16 protein-coding genes are annotated in these 16,875 nt (G+C 60.7%); 9 read left to right on the top strand and 7 right to left on the bottom strand.

Going from position 1 to position 16,875, the window contains the following annotated elements; all coding sequences use genetic code 11:
- Positions 1 to 32 precede the first annotated feature (32 nt).
- Together WNY80_RS16850 and WNY80_RS16845 are read right to left on the bottom strand one after the other, a co-directional pair.
- Positions 33 to 746, bottom strand: a complete 714-nt coding sequence (locus WNY80_RS16850) for a LuxR C-terminal-related transcriptional regulator (RefSeq protein WP_342888570.1) — start codon at positions 744 to 746, stop codon at positions 33 to 35.
- Between the two features lie 143 nt (positions 747 to 889).
- On the bottom strand, positions 890 to 1,351 hold the full coding sequence (locus tag WNY80_RS16845; RefSeq protein WP_342888569.1) for an Lrp/AsnC ligand binding domain-containing protein: 462 nt from the start codon (positions 1,349 to 1,351) through the stop codon (positions 890 to 892).
- Positions 1,352 to 1,464: 113 nt separating this feature from the next.
- Between WNY80_RS16845 and putA the strand changes: the two genes are divergently transcribed.
- The 3 genes from putA (at position 1,465) to WNY80_RS16830 (ending at position 7,512) form a co-directional block, all read left to right on the top strand.
- Positions 1,465 to 4,581 (top strand): bifunctional proline dehydrogenase/L-glutamate gamma-semialdehyde dehydrogenase PutA, encoded by a 3,117-nt coding sequence (gene putA / locus WNY80_RS16840; protein WP_342888568.1) that lies wholly within the window; start codon positions 1,465 to 1,467, stop codon positions 4,579 to 4,581.
- A gap of 69 nt (positions 4,582 to 4,650) precedes the next feature.
- On the top strand, positions 4,651 to 5,664 hold the full coding sequence (locus WNY80_RS16835) for a hypothetical protein (protein WP_342888567.1): 1,014 nt from the start codon (positions 4,651 to 4,653) through the stop codon (positions 5,662 to 5,664).
- A 168-nt stretch (positions 5,665 to 5,832) separates the two neighbouring features.
- On the top strand, positions 5,833 to 7,512 hold the full coding sequence (locus WNY80_RS16830; protein ID WP_342888566.1) for a formate--tetrahydrofolate ligase: 1,680 nt from the start codon (positions 5,833 to 5,835) through the stop codon (positions 7,510 to 7,512).
- A gap of 38 nt (positions 7,513 to 7,550) precedes the next feature.
- On the opposite strand, the gene WNY80_RS16825 is transcribed toward WNY80_RS16830, so the two are convergent.
- Positions 7,551 to 8,285 (bottom strand): extensin family protein, encoded by a 735-nt coding sequence (locus tag WNY80_RS16825; RefSeq protein ID WP_342888565.1) that lies wholly within the window; start codon positions 8,283 to 8,285, stop codon positions 7,551 to 7,553.
- A 4-nt stretch (positions 8,286 to 8,289) separates the two neighbouring features.
- Positions 8,290 to 8,496: a hypothetical protein gene (locus tag WNY80_RS16820; RefSeq protein ID WP_342888564.1), complete on the bottom strand. Its 207-nt coding sequence runs from the start codon at positions 8,494 to 8,496 to the stop codon at positions 8,290 to 8,292.
- Positions 8,497 to 8,601: 105 nt separating this feature from the next.
- Between WNY80_RS16820 and WNY80_RS16815 the strand changes: the two genes are divergently transcribed.
- From WNY80_RS16815 to WNY80_RS16805, 3 genes are all read left to right on the top strand, one after another.
- Positions 8,602 to 9,000 carry a hypothetical protein gene (locus WNY80_RS16815; protein ID WP_342888563.1) on the top strand — a complete coding sequence of 133 codons (399 nt, stop codon included), beginning with the start codon at positions 8,602 to 8,604 and terminating at the stop codon, positions 8,998 to 9,000.
- A 76-nt stretch (positions 9,001 to 9,076) separates the two neighbouring features.
- Complete coding sequence (locus WNY80_RS16810) at positions 9,077 to 9,832, top strand: phosphatase PAP2 family protein (protein ID WP_342888562.1); 756 nt, start codon at positions 9,077 to 9,079, stop codon at positions 9,830 to 9,832.
- Positions 9,805 to 10,617 (top strand): DUF1206 domain-containing protein, encoded by an 813-nt coding sequence (locus tag WNY80_RS16805; RefSeq protein WP_342888561.1) that lies wholly within the window; start codon positions 9,805 to 9,807, stop codon positions 10,615 to 10,617. The genes WNY80_RS16810 and WNY80_RS16805 overlap by 28 nt, the downstream gene beginning before the upstream one ends.
- A gap of 90 nt (positions 10,618 to 10,707) precedes the next feature.
- Here WNY80_RS16805 and WNY80_RS16800 read toward each other — a convergent pair whose 3' ends face one another.
- Both WNY80_RS16800 and rnk read right to left on the bottom strand, forming a co-directional pair.
- Positions 10,708 to 11,178: a nucleoside-diphosphate kinase gene (locus WNY80_RS16800; protein ID WP_342888560.1), complete on the bottom strand. Its 471-nt coding sequence runs from the start codon at positions 11,176 to 11,178 to the stop codon at positions 10,708 to 10,710.
- A gap of 153 nt (positions 11,179 to 11,331) precedes the next feature.
- Positions 11,332 to 11,748 (bottom strand): nucleoside diphosphate kinase regulator, encoded by a 417-nt coding sequence (gene rnk, locus WNY80_RS16795; protein ID WP_342888559.1) that lies wholly within the window; start codon positions 11,746 to 11,748, stop codon positions 11,332 to 11,334.
- A gap of 628 nt (positions 11,749 to 12,376) precedes the next feature.
- Between rnk and WNY80_RS16790 the strand changes: the two genes are divergently transcribed.
- The 3 genes from WNY80_RS16790 to WNY80_RS16780 are packed head-to-tail and all read left to right on the top strand — an operon-like array spanning position 12,377 to position 15,827.
- Entirely contained in the window at positions 12,377 to 14,566 is a 2,190-nt protein-coding gene (locus WNY80_RS16790; RefSeq protein WP_342888558.1) for an anthranilate synthase, read from the top strand.
- The gene (locus WNY80_RS16785; RefSeq protein ID WP_342888557.1) at positions 14,563 to 14,922 is read left to right on the top strand and encodes a cytochrome c; all 360 of its coding nucleotides are present in this window, start codon (positions 14,563 to 14,565) and stop codon (positions 14,920 to 14,922) included. The genes WNY80_RS16790 and WNY80_RS16785 overlap by 4 nt, the downstream gene beginning before the upstream one ends.
- Positions 14,923 to 14,927: 5 nt before the next feature.
- Positions 14,928 to 15,827 (top strand): cation diffusion facilitator family transporter, encoded by a 900-nt coding sequence (locus tag WNY80_RS16780; RefSeq protein WP_342888556.1) that lies wholly within the window; start codon positions 14,928 to 14,930, stop codon positions 15,825 to 15,827.
- Positions 15,828 to 15,880: 53 nt separating this feature from the next.
- Here the strand turns inward: WNY80_RS16780 and WNY80_RS16775 are convergent, their stop codons facing one another.
- Positions 15,881 to 16,855: a threonine/serine dehydratase gene (locus WNY80_RS16775; protein ID WP_342888555.1), complete on the bottom strand. Its 975-nt coding sequence runs from the start codon at positions 16,853 to 16,855 to the stop codon at positions 15,881 to 15,883.
- Positions 16,856 to 16,875: the final 20 nt, after the last annotated feature.

Genomic DNA, 16,875 nt, shown 5'->3' with positions numbered 1-16,875 from the left:
GCCGGCCGCGGCGCAAATCGTTCAGGCGTGTTCTAGCAGATCAGGTGCAGCCGGAGCGCCTTGGCGACAAGCTGTGTCCTGTTGACGCAATCGAGCTTGCGAACCGCATTGTTGATATAGGTGTTGACGGTGTGCTCGGACAGCGAAAGGATTGATGCGATTTCGCTGGATGTCTTGCCGTTTGCCACCCAGTGCACTGCTTCGATTTCGCGCGGTGTCAGTCCGCAGCCATCGTCCCGGGACGCGTTCTTCAGGTTGGAATAGACACTGTATGCATGTGCGGTGAGGACGCCCATCTCGCCGGTTTCGGCATGGGTCAGCTGATCGCGGTCGCCGAGGAATCCGAACACGGCACGACCGCCTCCGGACCCATGGACGGGGAAAAACGCCGCCGTCGTCATGTTGTAACTTGTAAAGAAACGGATGGCTGCCTGCCCCTCTTCGGACGGGCGCGTGTCGTGCCAGGCAAGGGTCTCCATCGTGATCGGGACGGTCGAGCGGCGCAACGTTTCAAAGAGTTGAGAATTCTTCAACAGGCCAAGTTCGTCGTAGCGTTCGATCATGCCGGCAGGCAAATCCGACAACTCGACCCTTGGCTGCAGCCTGTCATCGGTCTGCGCCGGAATGCTGAAGAGAAGGAAGCCGGAGAAATCGAAATGCCTGGAAAGCTTCCGCAAAAAATCGACCAGATCGAATTCCGTCCGTATCGCCTGAAGCGCACAAAACAGGCCGCTCTGATCTGACATCAGCGGCGCCCCTTCGCGGGAATCTGTTTCGAGCCATCGGTGATGCGGTGCTCCTTTTTGCCGAGATTTCCGGTCCTTGGCGGCATGTGTAATGTGGATGCAGCCATTCGGATAATACGATGTCTTACGAAGTAATCAATCAGTTAAACCGGCAGTTTCCCAGTATTTTTCACTTCCTCCATGACCGGATATGTGTGGGTTTCGCGGACTCCGGGCAAGGACAGGATGATGTCTGACAGAAAGGCGCGGTAAGCTTCCATGCCCTTGACGCGGGCCTTGACGAGATAATCAAAGCCACCGGCAACCATGTGGCATTCCATCACGTCATCCGACTTGCGAACGGCCTGGGAAAATGCGTCAAATACATCCGGTGTGGTTCGATCGAGCTTGACCTCGACAAAGACGAGCATTCCCCGGTCGAGCTTCTCGGGAGACAGCTTGGCGGTATAGCCCTGGATGTAGCCGTCACGGTTGAGGCGTTTGAGGCGTTCAGCGGTTGCTGTGGGGGACAGGCTGATCTTGTCGGCCAGTTCGAGATTGGTCAAACGGCCATTGTCCTGGACGGCGCGAAGGATCTTTCGATCGATGCGGTCAATTTCCTTCATATTTTCCCCCATATTTCTTATTTTGCTAGAGAATTGTCTAATTCCGAAGTCAAAATATAGCGAGAATCTCTACGCATCAAGAGCTATGCTGCAGCATTCACGGGGGATTTGCCATGACCGCTACAACCGCACCAGTTCTGACTGCCTTTCATGCCTCACATGCGCCGGACGATGACCGTCTGATCCGGGATTTCAGCGAACGGCTCGCGTTCACGAGTGCCCAGGAGCGGGCAATCGATGTGCGTGCCACCAAGCTCATCCAGGCGATCCGTTCCGATTCCGGGCAGATGGGCGGGGTCGAGGATTTCCTGCGTGAATATGGACTGTCGACGCGGGAAGGCCTGGCATTGATGGTGCTGGCAGAGGCACTGCTCCGGGTGCCTGATGCGCTGACCCAGGACCGCCTGATCGAAGACAAGCTCAAGGAAGGTGGCTGGAGCGATCACGAAAGCCATGGCGACACCTGGTTTGTCTCGGCTTCGGCCTGGGCGCTTGGTATGTCGGCGCGGGTGATCAAGCCGGGCGAAACGCCGGAAGGCGTAATGCGCGGGCTGGTCAAGCGGATGGGCATGCCGACGGTGAGAACCGCAACACGGCAGGCGATGCGGTTTCTCGGCCATCATTTCGTGCTCGGCGAAACCATCGAGGACGCGCTTGGCCGCGCCGCCAAGAACGAGGCGCGTGGCTATCGCCATTCCTATGACATGCTGGGCGAAGGCGCCCGCACCCGCGCCGATGCAAAGCGCTATTTCAAGTCCTATGCGGATGCCATCGCGGCCATCGGGAAGTCTGCCAACAAGGTGTCGGCCGGGCGCAAGCTGCCGGACCGTCCCGGCATTTCGGTCAAGCTTTCGGCGCTGCATCCGCGGTATATCCCCACCCACCGCGAACAGGTGCTTGAGGAGCTGGTGCCGGACCTGGTCAAGCTCGCGCAAATGGCCAAGGCACATGATCTCAATTTCACCGTCGATGCCGAAGAGGTCGACCGGCTGGAATTGTCGCTTGATGTGATTGACCGGGCTTTCGCCGATCCGTCGCTTGCAGGCTGGGATGGCTTCGGCCTTGCCATTCAGGCCTACCAGAAGCGCGCGCCCCAGGTCATCGACCACATTGCCGGGCTGTGCCGCAAGCATGATCGCCGGATGATGGTGCGGCTGGTCAAGGGCGCCTACTGGGACACCGAAATCAAGCGGGCGCAGGAGCGCGGACTGGAAGGCTATGCTGTCTACACCCGCAAGGCTGCGACAGACCTGTCCTATCTCGCCTGCTCACGGCAGTTGCTTGAGTTGCGCGATGTCATCTATCCGCAATTTGCCACCCACAATGCGCTGACCGTGGCGACCATTGTCGAGATGGCGGAAGATCGCAGCGGCTTCGAGTTCCAGCGCCTGCACGGCATGGGCGAGGTCGTTTACGACAGTCTGGCAAAGAGCAATGACCGCGTTCCCTGCCGGATCTATGCCCCGGTTGGCGGTTACCGCGATCTGCTGGCCTATCTGGTGCGCCGGCTTCTGGAGAACGGTGCCAACTCGTCGTTTGTGGCGGTGGCGGGAGACAAGACCATTCCGGTGGCTTCGCTGCTTGAACGGCCTGACGCAAAGCTGGGGCTTGCCCGGGGGCAATCGGCCCGCAACAGCCAGATCCCGCTGCCATTGGCGATCTACCCGGACCGACCCAATTCCCGCGGCGTGGAATTCGGCGACCGGTTCCAACTGGCTTCGCTGGTGGAAGGCATGGCGCGCTCGACGGAAATGGTCGAGGCGGGGCCGCTGGCACCGGGGCTTGCAGCGGGCGGGCCGGCACGCGAAATCAGATCGCCTTCCGATCTTTCCAATGTCGTCGGCACGGTGCGGTTTACCGATCCCAAGGATGTCGACAAAGCCGTGTCTGCCGCCATGCAGGGGTTCAAGAGCTGGTCGCGGACCGATCCCGGTATCCGCGCGGCGGCGCTTGACCGGGCGGCGGACCTGATCGAGGAGCGCCGCGACCGTTTCATGGCGCTGCTGTCGGCGGAAGCGGGCAAGACCCTGGACGACGGGATTGCCGAGATCCGCGAAGCGGTGGATTTCCTGCGCTATTACGCGGCGCGTTCGCGCGACATGTTCTCGGAAATGAAGCCAATGCCAGGGCCGACCGGTGAGGAAAACCGGCTTGGCTGGCGCAGTCGCGGTGTGTTCGTCTGCATTTCGCCGTGGAACTTTCCGTTGGCCATTTTCCTCGGCCAGGTTTCTGCGGGCCTGGCTGCAGGCAACGCGGTGATCGCCAAGCCGGCAGAACAGACGCCGCTGGTTGCGCATGAAGCGATCCGGCTTTTGCATGAGGCCGGGGTGCCGAAAGATGTGCTGCTGTGCCTGCCGGGCGAAGGGGATGTCGGTGCTGCGCTGACCTCGCATCCGAAGATTGGCGGTGTGGCCTTTACCGGTTCGACCGAGACGGCGCGCGCCATCAACCGGACGCTGGCGGCCAAGGACGGGCCGATCGTGCCGTTCATCGCCGAAACCGGCGGGCTCAACGCCATGATCGTCGACGCCACGGCACTTGCCGAACAGGTGGCCGACGATGTGGTGATGTCGGCGTTCCGCTCGGCTGGACAACGCTGCTCCGCCCTCCGGCTGCTGTTCGTGCAGGAGGATGTCGCCGACCAGATGCTCGAGATGATCGAGGGGGCCGCGCGTGAGCTGAAACTGGGCAATCCGTCAAAACCGTCGACGGATGTCGGTCCGGTGATCGATGAAGCGCAGCGCCAGATGCTGGCAGCGCATATCGCGACCATCTCCAAGACCCAGAAGCTTGTCTATGCGGGCGATGTTCCGGATCAGGGGCTGTTCTTTGCCCCGCATATTGTCGAGCTGAAGGATGCCGGTGCGCTTGATCGCGAAATCTTCGGGCCGGTGCTGCATGTGGTGCGCTACAAGGCGAAGAAGCTCGATGCGGTTCTCGACGCCATCGATGCCACGGGCTTCGGCCTGACCCTGGGCGTGCATTCGCGCATCGAAGCCACTGTGCGCAAGGTGATCGACCGGCTTGATACCGGCAATGTCTACATCAACCGCAACATGATCGGTGCCGTGGTCGGCACCCAGCCGTTCGGCGGCTCGGGCCTGTCGGGCACCGGCTTCAAGGCCGGCGGTCCGCACTACCTGATGCGGTTCGCGGTCGAGCAGGCCGTCTCGGTCAACACCGCGGCTGCGGGCGGCAATGCCGGGCTGATCGCGATGGGGGACGGGTGAGGTCGGCAATCGCAGCAATGCGGGAGTGCCGGGCGGCTATGTGAGCTGCCTTGTAACGGCTGTTCCTGGTTGGTAGCCTGGCTGCATGAACCGAATCCCATGCCAGACAATCGCGTTTCAGCCACGGAATCCGTGAGCATGGCAACAGGGGCGAGCGCTGATTTTTCCCGTGCATCACAAACTCTCGTGACCTGCGGTCGCGCCATTGCCATTGCCATTGCCATTGCCATTGCCATTGCCGGATTCGGGATCGCCTTGCTTTTACCGGCCTTTTCAGCCGGAGCAGCAGAGAAAAAGCCGTCCCGGGACATGACATTTTCCATTGTCCGTACGAACAATCCCGTCTGTGAGCCGGAATGTCCGGAGTGGATCGCGGCTGACGGATATATCGCCGACAAGACCGCAAAGGCATTCAAGGCCATTCTCGATAAGGCCGGAGACCGGAATCTCCCGTTGCTGATCAATTCCTTTGGCGGCAGGGTCGATGTTGCCATGGCGATGGGACGGTTGATCCGCGAACGCGGAATGACCGTCGAAGTCGCGCGGACGGACTATCTGCGCTGCAAACCGTGGGATGCGGATTGCAGGCCTGACTTCAAGGATGGCACCTATTACGGTTATGCCAACTTGACCTTCGGCGTCTGCAATTCGGCCTGCCCCTTGTTGCTGGCCAGCGGTGTGCGCCGGATTGCCGGCCCGTTTTCCCGCATCGGCGTGCATCAGATTGTTACGACCCGGTACAAATACAGGGACAGGTACAAGATCCTCAGCAAAATCCTGAGTGATGGAAAAGTCGTTACGGAAAAGAAGTTTGTGGAGCGCGAACTTGTTGAAACAGTGAAATCTGCAGACCTCTCAAATTCAATGCGCCGGGAATTGACGGATTATCTTCTCAGCATGGATGTGAATCCCGAGCTGGTCGATTTCATGGTGTCCACTCCCCCGGAGGATATCAGATATCTGAGCATGGAGGAGTTGAAGAGCTTTGGCGTGGTGACCGAGATCAGCGAGATCGAGGGGCTCGTCGGATATCTGATTTGCAAAGGCCGAAAGCGGCCGGACAATTGCACCGTGCGTCGATAGCAAGCGAGATGAACTGTAGTCTAGGCGGTTGATGCCATTCGACGTGGTGTCGCAATTGGCGCATTGGGCGTCCCGTTTCATGCAAGCATTGGCCGTGCTTTCGGTTTCTATTCAACGGCAAAGGCCGCACGGGAGATGCGGCCCTGTCGGGAAGAGGGATACGACACCATGGCTGAGTACAAATCCGATATCGAGATCGCCCGTGCGGCGAACAAGAAACCGATCCAGCAGATCGGCGAAAAGCTTGGCATACCGCTTGAGGATCTGGTTCCCTACGGCCACGACAAGGCCAAGGTGTCCGCCGATTTCATTGCCCGGCAGAAAGACAAGAAAGACGGCAAGCTGATCCTGGTCACCGCGATCAACCCGACACCGGCGGGCGAGGGCAAGACCACCACGACGGTAGGGCTGGGCGACGGGCTCAACCGCATCGGCAAGAAGGCGATGATCTGCATCCGCGAAGCCTCGCTGGGGCCGAATTTCGGCATGAAGGGAGGCGCTGCCGGTGGCGGCATGGCGCAAGTGGTGCCGATGGAGGAAATGAACCTGCATTTCACAGGCGATTTCCACGCCATCACCAGCGCCCACAATCTGCTCTCGGCAATGATCGACAACCACATCTACTGGGGCAACGAGCTGGAGATCGATGCGCGCCGGGTTGTCTGGCGCCGGGTGATGGACATGAATGACCGGGCGTTGCGCGACATCGTGGTCAATCTTGGCGGCGTCGCCAATGGTTTCCCGCGCCAGACCGGGTTCGATATCACGGTGGCCTCGGAAGTGATGGCAATCCTGTGCCTGGCCAAGGATCTCAAGGATCTGCAAGAGCGGCTCGGGTCGATTGTTGTCGCCTATCGCCGCGACAAGACGCCGATCTATTGCCGCGACATCAAGGCCGATGGCGCGATGACGGTGCTGCTCAAGGACGCGATGCAGCCCAACCTGGTGCAGACGCTGGAAAACAATCCGGCCTTCGTGCATGGCGGTCCGTTCGCCAATATCGCGCATGGCTGCAACTCGGTGGTGGCCACCACGACGGCGCTGAAACTGGCTGATTACGTGGTCACCGAAGCCGGGTTCGGGGCGGATCTGGGGGCGGAGAAATTCTTCGACATCAAGTGCCGCAAGGCCGGGCTCAAGCCTGACGCAGCCGTGATCGTCGCTACCGTTCGCGCCATGAAGATGAATGGTGGCGTGAAGAAGGACGATCTCGGGTCGGAGAATGTCGCAGCTGTCGAGAACGGCTGCGCCAACCTTGGCCGCCATGTCCAGAACGTGAAAAAGTTCGGGGTGCCGGTGGTGGTGGCGATCAACCATTTTGTGACCGATACGGACGCCGAGGTGCAGGCGGTGAAGGATTATGTGGCGACGCTCGGAGCCGAGGCGATCCTGTGCAAGCACTGGGCAAAGGGATCGGCCGGTATCGAGGATCTTGCCAACAAGGTGGTCGAGCTTGCCGAATCCGGCCAGGCGCAGTTCGCACCGCTTTATGCCGACGATATGCCGCTGTTCGACAAGATCGAGACGATTGCCAAGTCGATCTATCATGCAGGCGAGGTGATTGCCGAAAAGTCGGTGCGCGAGCAGCTCAGGCAATGGGAAGCGCAGGGCTATGGCAAACTGCCGATCTGCATGGCCAAGACGCAGTATTCCTTCTCGACCGATCCGAACCTGCGCGGGGCGCCGACCGACCATACCGTGCCTATACGCGAGGTACGGCTGTCGGCCGGTGCTGGCTTCATTGTCGTCATTACCGGCGAGATCATGACCATGCCGGGCCTGCCCAGAACGCCGTCATCGGAGAAAATCTGCCTCAACGACAAGGGCCAGATCGAAGGCCTGTTCTGATCCGGTGAAGAGCCAAGCGCACTGCCGGGCGGTGACACTCACTCACACAGCCGGTAATCGCGTTTGCGCTTGATGATGTCGAGATGAAGGTGGTTGGCGTGGCTGGCATTGGTGCCGGGGCCGATCACGGTGGTGAAATGCAGACACGCCGCGCCCCGCACGGCGCGCTGGAAAGCTTCCTCGACGGTGCCGTCGCCTGAGCGCGGCGAAACCGCAATCGGATCGCGCCCGCTGAACTCGAAGTCGGTTATGTCGATTGCATTGCCGATTGCGTGCTCTGACATCTTGCCGGACGCTGCATTGTTGCGGCGGCGGCAGATGTAGGTCGAGCCGTGATTGATCCGTGTCAGGGTGACATCACCCGGCAACGCCTCGGCGAGCGGAACCACGACAGTGCCGGTCCAGCGGGCCAGCGCCAGCGCTGTCGCGCAACGCAGTTGCGAGGCGGGAAACAGGGAAACGCCAGGAACGATCTGATCGACCCTGTAGGGGGCGTCGATACCGCAACCGTCCTCCCCACGCACCGGATCCTCCCGCTCGAAGACGCTGCCAAGCTTTCGCAGCTCCGCTTCGCAATGGGCGAGAGCCGTTTCGTTGGCTTTCGAAGCGGTGATGCCGGGTAATGCCGGGGCCGGCCTGGTGCCCGATGCCGGTATGTTGTCCCCGAGCGTTTGCGTATGGCGCGGGGCTTCCTTGGGTATGGGAACGTCTTCTGGAAGTTTTGCTCCCATGGAGACGGCGATCAGCAACGGAAGAGCCAGCAGGCGGTGCACCGGTTCAGTCCGCAAAGATGATCGAGACGCCCCGGCCGGCGACGATTGAACGATCTGAGAAGAGGGAGCTGCCCTGCGGTGATGCTTCGGCTGCAAGGCGTGCGGGGTTGGTGGAGCCTTGATCCACGACGTCGGCATTGGCCTTGGCGAATGTCACTGCGGCGGCAAATGTAGCGGCAGCGATTGCGAGAGTGATCTGGATGGTGTCCATCGTGTGGTGTTCCCGGTTACGGCTGTATCGGCGCGATCGACAAATGCGCCCAACAGGGAGACAACGCAGCAGACGCCAGAAAGATGCATCGGGCAAGCAGAGGCCTTGAAAATGTTTCACCTCTTCGACGCGCCTTTGCCGTTTCTGCCGTTATTGAACCATACCTTGAGTCCGGTCTGCGTTTTGACGACGATGAAGCAATCGGGAATTGCCGTTCGGGTTTGGGGCCTGCCGAAATCGTTGCTGGCTCGACCGATGGAAATCATGCCGGCCTTGTTGCAATTTCTGGCAATCGAGATCGTGGCCGTACCTGAAGTGTGCAGTGAGAGCGCTTGCGGCAATTCCGGCAATGGTGACGGTGGTGATAACAAGATAGAATCATGTTCGGGCCATTATGTGCCCGTTTTTTGTGGGCCTTATCAATCCGGGCCTGCCGAAAATGGCGCCGTAGAGCTTCCGCTCGATGGCCGAAAATATCCGCCTCGGCAGGATCAGGAAGCCTGACGGCGCATTTTGTGGAACGAAACGGCGTCCTGCGGATTATCGAGGACGGAGACGAAGAATTTGGGGCAGGGACAGCGTGACTGAAAAGCCGGTTTCACAGAGAATACGCGAGTGGCTCGTTCTGGGGCTCAAAAACGGAAACGCCAACAGGATGCCGGTGCTGCTGCTCGGCATCATCACGCTTGGTGTCTATGCCTTCATCCAGATTGCCGACGAGATGGCCGAAGGTGAAATCCGCAATCTTGATGAAACCCTGTTTCTGATGATGAGGGTGCCGGGAGACCCGTCGCGGTCCATCGGGCCGGAGTGGCTGCAGGAAACGGCGCTTGAAGTGACCGCGGTCGGAGGCTATCCGCTGATCATGCTGACGCTTGCGGCGGTTTCGGGCTTTTTCATCGTGACGAAGCGCTATGGCGCGGCCCTTTATGTGGTGCTTTCGGTCGGCTCCGGTGCGCTGCTGAGCTATACGCTCAAGAAGTTTTATGCGCGGCCAAGGCCGGACCTGGTGGATCATCTCGATACGGTTCACACCGCCAGTTTTCCCAGTGGCCACGCGATGGTGACGACGGTGGCATATCTGACGCTTGCAGCCATCGTGATCAGCTATCTCGAAACCAGGAGGGCGCGGGCGTATGTGATCACCGTGGCGGTGCTCGTTGCGGTGATGGTTGGCGTCAGCCGGGTTTACTTGGGTGTTCACTGGCCGAGCGATGTCGCGGCGGGTTGGGCGCTGGGTGCCGCCTGGGCGAGCTTCTCGTGGCTGGTTGTCCACATGCTGCAAAGGCACAACGGGAGGCCCGCCCGATGGCTGGATCAATCCCCGCAGAATTGAGCTGGCATGACTGGTTCAAGCCATTTGCGCGACTGGGCTATGGCGCGCGAGGAGTGGTTTACCTGGTGCTGGCCTTCTTCATTGTCAGCGCCGCGCTGACCACGGGAAGTGGTGGCGATGCAAAGGATGCCGTCCGCTTCATCACGCAATCGACCGCAAGCGCGGTTCTGACGCCACTGCTGATCGTCAGCCTGGCCGGTTACTGCCTCTGGCGCGTCGTGCAGGCGGTGTTCGATACCGATGATCACGGCATCGATCCGGCGGGGCTGGCGGTGCGGGCCGGGTTGCTCGGGTCTGCCGCATCCTATGGCTTTTTGATGCTTTACACTTTCTCGCTCTGGTGGGGCGGTACCATTTCATCCGGAAGCGGTTCCGGAGACGGCTTTGCCCGCACGGCTGCCGGTTTCATTGGAGCCGGGCCGGTTTCGCTTGGCCTGAGCCTGATCTTCGCCATCGTTGGCGGCGCCCATATCTGGAAGGCCGCCAGCCGGAAATACCGCGATCATATCAAGGCCTCCCCGATGGTCAGCCGGTGGATCGATCCGGCAGCCATTGGCGGGTTGTGCGCACGTGGTGTGATCTTCCTGGTGATTGCCTTCCTGCTGTTCCAGCACGGCCTGAGCGGCGAAGAGGGGCGAACGGGGCTTGCCGATGCGCTGGACTTCATTGCCGGGCTGCCGTTCGGTGTCTGGCTGCTGGGAGCGACCGGAGCGGGGTTCTTTCTGTTTGCCCTCTATTCCCTTGCCGAAGCTGTCTGGCGGCGCATCAATGTCGAAGACGCCTGAGCGCTCCGCCCCGAACCTCATGGTTCAGGACGGTTTAGGGGGAATTGAGGTCCGAGAACTGCAACTCTTCGAGACCGCGTTGCGCAGCCGTCACGTGTTGAGCGAAGCATCATGCACCAGTCGGAGCGAGTGGGTGGTGAGTTCCTGCTTCAGGCGTTCCCGCCGGGCAGCTTCGGGCTGGAACAGCACAGCTTCGACGACCAGGCGGTCGGGCGTGGTGTTGCCCTGTCGGGGCAGTGAAAACTCCGTTGCCTCAGCCAGTCCCAGCAAAGCCAGCCCGCGCACCGTGCCCAGGGAAAGGCACTGGCCGACCATACCGTCCATCTGGCCCTGGGTGATGATGGCTGTTTGCGGTTGCCTGTCACCGATGCGGTAGCGAACCCTCGTGTTCAGTGTCACGATGTCGGTGTCGATGTCCTCACTGAACACCACGATCGCATTGTCAAGCTTGTGCTTGAGTATGTCCCGGACAGGATCCGCCAGCGTATGGCGGCGGTCATACATGGTCTGCAGAATGGTGATGTCTTTACTGGTCAGGGTACATGTCTGATTTTTCCACATGGCGAAGCTCCGGTCGCGCCGGGTCTTGTGCTGGCGCGAATGACAGGTCAGGGACTATCGTCTCCCCTGCACCGGACCGGGTCCGGTACAGGGGATTTGATCCGGTCAGTAGAAAAACCCCGAGTGGATTCGAGAAGCCAATCTGCACCATACTCATTCAGCCAGCGCGTCCTCTCTGCTCTGACTGACCTCCATCACGGTCAGATCGTGGATTTGGCCGCTGCGTGTTGCATAGCTGATCGATTGGCCGGCCTTCAGGCCAATCAGGGCTGTTCCGACCGGCGTGGTGATCGATACCCGTCCTTCTTCGATGTTGGCGTCGGCGGGATAGACCAGGGCGACGGTTTTGCTCTGTGCGCCGTCGACCATGTAGGTCACGGTCGATCCCATGCGCACGACGGAAGCGGCGATGGCCTTGTCGCTGACGATGCGTGCGCGATCGATTTCCGCAGCAAGGTTTTCCGCGATCTCCGGGTTTCGCTGCTCATAGGCGGCGACCAGATTGCTGAGCCGATCATAATCACTCTGGCAAATCGTGATTCTTGGCTTGCGCCGGGGGGACTGCTGCATTGACTTGTCCAAGCATTCGGTTGCCCCGGTCGCCTGCGACGCGGGAGCATGTTGATCTGGAGATTTTGTTCTTGCGCCGTTGTGTGCGGAATATTCGAACTGTCAAAGACAGGAGCGGATATCCGCTTTGCGACCCCGCGGTTCGGGGGCGCTGGTCACCGAACCGGGGGTCAGATTCCTGCGATAGGAAAGGCCCTGAAAAAACGAGTAATGTGGGTGCGGTGCAATTTCATGGATCAAATGTGGGATAAGCCTGCTGCGATGTCAAGGAGGCCGCGGTCGCCTGAAAACGGGACGGGAAATTGGCATTTCCGGAAATTTCGCAGCGTGAACAAGGCGCAATCGGCTCCGGGTAGCTGCAAGGGAGTGTTTGGCCGCAGTCTGCGCCTGATCTGCAAAGATGCTTGAAGCCTGTTCCCCACTTGAAGCAACTCCCGGGCTGCGCTAAGAGCTAGGGCATGACGATGCACGTGGCACAGAACAATTGGTGGTGGGTTCGCTTTTAGGCGGCCTTGACCACGCGTGTGCGTTAGAGATCAACAAGCCGCCCGGGACCTCAAGGTCCGGCGGCTTTTTTGTTTGGGCCTCCGGATCTGGATCACCGGACGGGTTCAAACGGAGTTTGAATATGGGCACGACGGTACTTTCAGACGGCGCGGCGCAATATGTGACGCGCGGCGGGGTCATGGTGACGCGCAGGCGCCGCGAAACCCCTTATGCCGATGCGATCTCGGGATATATCGATGCGCTCGACAGCCGGCGTGGTGCGGTGTTTTCCTCGAACTACGAATATCCGGGCCGGTATACCCGGTGGGACACGGCGATTGTCGATCCACCGCTCGGCATCTCCTCGAGAGAGCGCAAGCTGACAATCGAGGCTTACAACGGCCGTGGCGAAGCGCTGGTTTCGATCCTTGGCGACCGGCTCGCCGGCCATGCGGAATTTGCCATCTCCGGCAAAGAGGCACGGAAGATCGAGATCGAGATTGCGCAGCCCGACCGGGTGTTCTCGGAGGAAGAACGCTCGCGCGCGCCGACGGTGTTTTCGGTGCTGCGGGTAATTGTCGACCTGTTCCATTCGGCGGAAGACGGCAATATCGGGTTTTACGGTGCGTTCGGTTATGATCTGGCGTTTCAGTTCGATCCGGTTCCGGCGAAACTGATCCGGCCCGAGGACCAGCGGGATTTGCTGTTGTTCCTGCCGGATGAAATTCTGGTGGTCGACCACCATGCGGCCAAGGCCTGGATCGACCGCTATGATTTCAGCCTCGACGGTGTGACCACCGAAGGCCGCGATGCGGAGATCGCAGCCGAGCCGTTCAAGGCTTCCGACCGGGTTCCGCCGCGCGGGGACCATACGCCGGGCGAATATGCGGAGCTGGTCAAGCGCGCCAAGGACAAGTTCCGGCGCGGCGACCTGTTCGAGGTCGTTCCCGGCCAGACCTTTTTCGAGCGTTGCGAAGCCCGTCCGTCGGAAATCAGCCGGCGGCTGAAGGCGATCAACCCGTCGCCCTATTCGTTCTTCATCAACCTGGGCAACCAGGAATACCTGGTCGGTGCATCTCCGGAGATGTTCGTGCGGGTCAACGGCCGGCGGATCGAGACCTGCCCGATTTCCGGCACGATCAAGCGCGGCGAGGACGCGATCTCGGATTCCGAACAGATCCTCAAGCTGCTCAATTCGAAGAAGGACGAGTCCGAACTTACCATGTGTTCGGATGTCGACCGCAACGACAAGAGCCGGGTGTGCGAGCCGGGATCGGTGAAGGTCATCGGCCGGCGCCAGATCGAGATGTATTCGCGGCTTATCCATACGGTCGATCACATCGAAGGCCGGTTGCGGGACGGCATGGATGCGTTTGACGGCTTCCTGAGCCACGCCTGGGCGGTGACGGTGACAGGCGCGCCGAAACTGTGGGCGATGCGGTTTCTCGAAAACAACGAGAAAAGCCCGCGCGCCTGGTATGGCGGTGCTGTCGGCATGGTCAGCTTCAACGGCGACATGAACACCGGCCTGACGCTGAGAACCATCCGGATCAAGGACGGCATTGCCGAGGTGCGGGCCGGGGCGACGCTGCTGTTTGATTCCAATCCCGAGGAAGAAGAAGCCGAGACCGAACTGAAAGCCTCGGCGATGCTGTCGGCGATCCGTGACGCCCGGCTCGGCAATGCCGGCACCGCGGGCCGGGAGACAGCCAAGGTGGGCGAGGGCACCTCGATCCTGCTGGTCGACCATGAGGATTCGTTCGTTCATACGCTGGCCAATTATTTCCGGCAGACGGGAGCGAAGGTGACCACCGTGCGTGCGCCGGTTGCCGAGGAAATGTTTGACCGGGTCGCGCCCGATCTGGTGGTTCTGTCGCCGGGACCTGGCAGCCCAAAGGACTTCGATTGCGCCGCCACCATCGAGCAGATCCGCGCACGTGGGCTGCCGGTGTTCGGCGTGTGCCTGGGGTTGCAGGCGCTGGTCGAGAGCTTTGGCGGGAGCTTGCGGGAACTCGCCATCCCGGTTCATGGCAAGCCATCAAGGATACGGGTTCCTTCGGGCGGGATTGTTTTTTCAGGCCTCGCAAAGGAAGTGACGGTCGGCCGCTATCATTCGATTTTTGCCGATTATGCCACATTGCCAAAGGAATTCCGTGTTACGGCAGAAACCGATGACGGGGTGATCATGGCGATCGAGCATGAGAGCCTGCCGATCGCAGCCGTGCAGTTTCACCCTGAATCGATCATGACATTGGGGCAGGACGCCGGCATGCGGATCATCGAGAATGTGGTTGCGCATCTGGCGCGGCGGAAGAAGGTTGAGGCGGCATGATCAGAAAATCTGGTGTAACTTCGCTGGTGGTGGCGATGGCGTTTGGCGTTTCGGCGCTTTGCCTGTTGGCGGGAGCCACTCCTGCCAGGGCGCAGTCCGGTGACGAGATCGAGCAGGGCCGCGACCTGGTGCAGATCAATTGCGGCAAGTGCCATGCGGTGGGCGAGGCCGATGCCAGCCCGCACCACGATGCGCCGGCATTCCGCAAACTGTCTGACAGCTTCCCGATGGATGCGCTGGAGGAAGCATTCTCCGACGGGCGGATCTACTCGGGCCATCCGGACATGCCGGAGTTCATCGCGACGCCCGAACAGGTGGATGCCATCATCGCCTATATTGCATCGCTGCAAGGCTAGCCGGCGTGCCCCAGGCCTCGAAAACCATTCGCCGGCTGGCTTTCTGGTCGATTCCGCTGGCGTTCGCGGTAATGGGCCTCAAGTTCGTTGCCTGGTACCTGACCGGATCGATCGCGCTATATTCCGATGCGCTTGAATCCATCGTCAACGTGATTGCCGCCCTGGCGGCTTTCATCGCCATTGGCTACGCGCAGAAACCTGCCGACACCGGGCATCCCTACGGCCATCACAAGGCGGAGTATTTCTCTGCCGTTCTCGAAGGCGTTCTGATCGTCGTTGCGGCGCTTCTAATCGTGAACGAGGCCGTTGGCGGGCTGATGGCACCCAAACGCATCGAGGCGCCGGCCCTTGGTCTGGCGGTCAATGCGAGCGCTGCCGTGATCAACGGGATCTGGGCTGCGGTGTTGCTGCGGATTGGCCGCCGGCACCGGTCGCCCGCACTTCAGGCAGACGGCCATCATATCCTCTCGGATGTCGTCACATCGGTTGGGGTGATTGCCGGGTTGGCTCTGGCGCTTGCCTTTGACCAGCCGCGGCTGGATCCGTTGCTGGCGCTGATTGTTGCCTTCAACGTGCTTTGGCAGGGCTGGAAGGTGATTGCGTCCTCGGTCGGCGGGTTGATGGACCGGGCGATCGATCCGGCCGACGAATTGCGCATCCAGCAGATCATCAAGGCTGAAGCCGATGGTGCCATCGAGGCGCATGACATCCGGACCCGGATGGCAGGACGTGTGTCCTTTGTCGAATTCCACCTGGTGGTTGATGGTAACATGAGCGTGGAGCAATCGCACAGTATATGCGACCGGCTCGAGACCGCGCTCAAGCAGGCCGTGGAAGGCGTGCAGGTGATCATCCATGTCGAGCCCGGACACAAGGCCAAGGACGAGGGGGTCCGGCTGACCTGAAACTCCGGTTCCATGCTCAGCTTGTAGTTTGAAGCCAGCGGCAATGAAGCCCGTCAGCCACCAAACCTGTCGAGCGCCATGCGAAACACGTCCGCATCGACATTGCCGCCGGAAATCGTGACGATCACGTCCTCGCCCTCAATCTCGTCCGGATGAAACAGGGCTGCCGCCAATGCGACGGCCCCGCCGGGTTCGGCGACAAGCTTGAGCCGGGAAAAGGCAATCGCCATGGCGTGAAGCGCTTCGTCCTCGCTAACCACCAGCCCCGGGCCCGCAAGCCGCGCCACGATTGGAAAGGTCATGTTTCCGGGTTGGGGCGTGATGATGGCATCGCAGAGCGAGCCGGACAGGCGGCTGTTTCGCTCGATGTGGCCTGTCACCAGGCTGCGGGCCATGTCGTCAAAGCCCTCGGGCTCGACCGGCCGTGCCCGCAGGCCCAGTGCATCAGCCTCGAACGCCAGCGCCATTCCTGAGGTAAAACCACCGCCGCCGCAGCACACCAGCACATCGGCATGCGTGATTCCCTCCGCTGCGGCCTGTTCGGCGATTTCCAGTCCGCAGGTTCCCTGGCCTGCAATCACCAGGGCGTTGTCATAGGGCACGATCAGCGTCAGGCCGTGCTCTTCGGACAGTTTGGCGCAAATCGCATTTCTGTCGTCTTTCGCGCGGTCAAAAAGAACCACTTCAGCGCCCAGAGCGCGGGTGTTGTCGATTTTCGTCTGGGGCGCATCGGATGGCATGACGATGATCGAACGCACGCCATGCCGGCTCGCTGCCATCGCCACGCCTTGCGCGTGATTGCCGCTGGAAAAAGCAATGACGCCGCGCGATCTGGCGTCGGGGTCCAGTCCCGATACCGCTGACCAGCCGCCGCGGAACTTGAAGCTGCCGGTGTGTTGCAGGCACTCCGGCTTGACCCAGACCCGCCGGCCGGCGATCTCGTCAAGAAACGGAGAACCGAGCAAGGGCGTGCGCCGGACATGGCCATCAAGCCGGGCTTGCGCGGCGCGGATCATCTCTATGTTCATCCGGAAGTCCTCAAGTGAAT

It is taken from the genome of Hoeflea sp. AS16 (assembly GCF_038900095.1).
Classification (GTDB): Bacteria; Pseudomonadota; Alphaproteobacteria; order Rhizobiales; family Rhizobiaceae; genus Hoeflea.
This window is presented reverse-complemented; position numbering and strand designations above follow the sequence as displayed.

What these genes read in the sequence shown, in the direction of transcription:
- WNY80_RS16785 (WP_342888557.1), top strand. Translation starts at nt 14,563, where the DNA reads ATGATCAGAAAATCTGGTGTAACTTCGCTGGTGGTGGCGATGGCGTTT.
- WNY80_RS16845 (WP_342888569.1), bottom strand. Translation starts at nt 1,351, where the DNA reads ATGAAGGAAATTGACCGCATCGATCGAAAGATCCTTCGCGCCGTCCAG.
- WNY80_RS16775 (WP_342888555.1), bottom strand. Translation starts at nt 16,855, where the DNA reads ATGAACATAGAGATGATCCGCGCCGCGCAAGCCCGGCTTGATGGCCAT.
- WNY80_RS16830 (WP_342888566.1), top strand. Translation starts at nt 5,833, where the DNA reads ATGGCTGAGTACAAATCCGATATCGAGATCGCCCGTGCGGCGAACAAG.
- WNY80_RS16800 (WP_342888560.1), bottom strand. Translation starts at nt 11,178, where the DNA reads ATGTGGAAAAATCAGACATGTACCCTGACCAGTAAAGACATCACCATT.
- putA (WP_342888568.1), top strand. Translation starts at nt 1,465, where the DNA reads ATGACCGCTACAACCGCACCAGTTCTGACTGCCTTTCATGCCTCACAT.
- WNY80_RS16805 (WP_342888561.1), top strand. Translation starts at nt 9,805, where the DNA reads ATGGCTGGATCAATCCCCGCAGAATTGAGCTGGCATGACTGGTTCAAG.
- WNY80_RS16790 (WP_342888558.1), top strand. Translation starts at nt 12,377, where the DNA reads ATGGGCACGACGGTACTTTCAGACGGCGCGGCGCAATATGTGACGCGC.
- rnk (WP_342888559.1), bottom strand. Translation starts at nt 11,748, where the DNA reads ATGCAGCAGTCCCCCCGGCGCAAGCCAAGAATCACGATTTGCCAGAGT.
- WNY80_RS16820 (WP_342888564.1), bottom strand. Translation starts at nt 8,496, where the DNA reads ATGGACACCATCCAGATCACTCTCGCAATCGCTGCCGCTACATTTGCC.
- WNY80_RS16850 (WP_342888570.1), bottom strand. Translation starts at nt 746, where the DNA reads ATGTCAGATCAGAGCGGCCTGTTTTGTGCGCTTCAGGCGATACGGACG.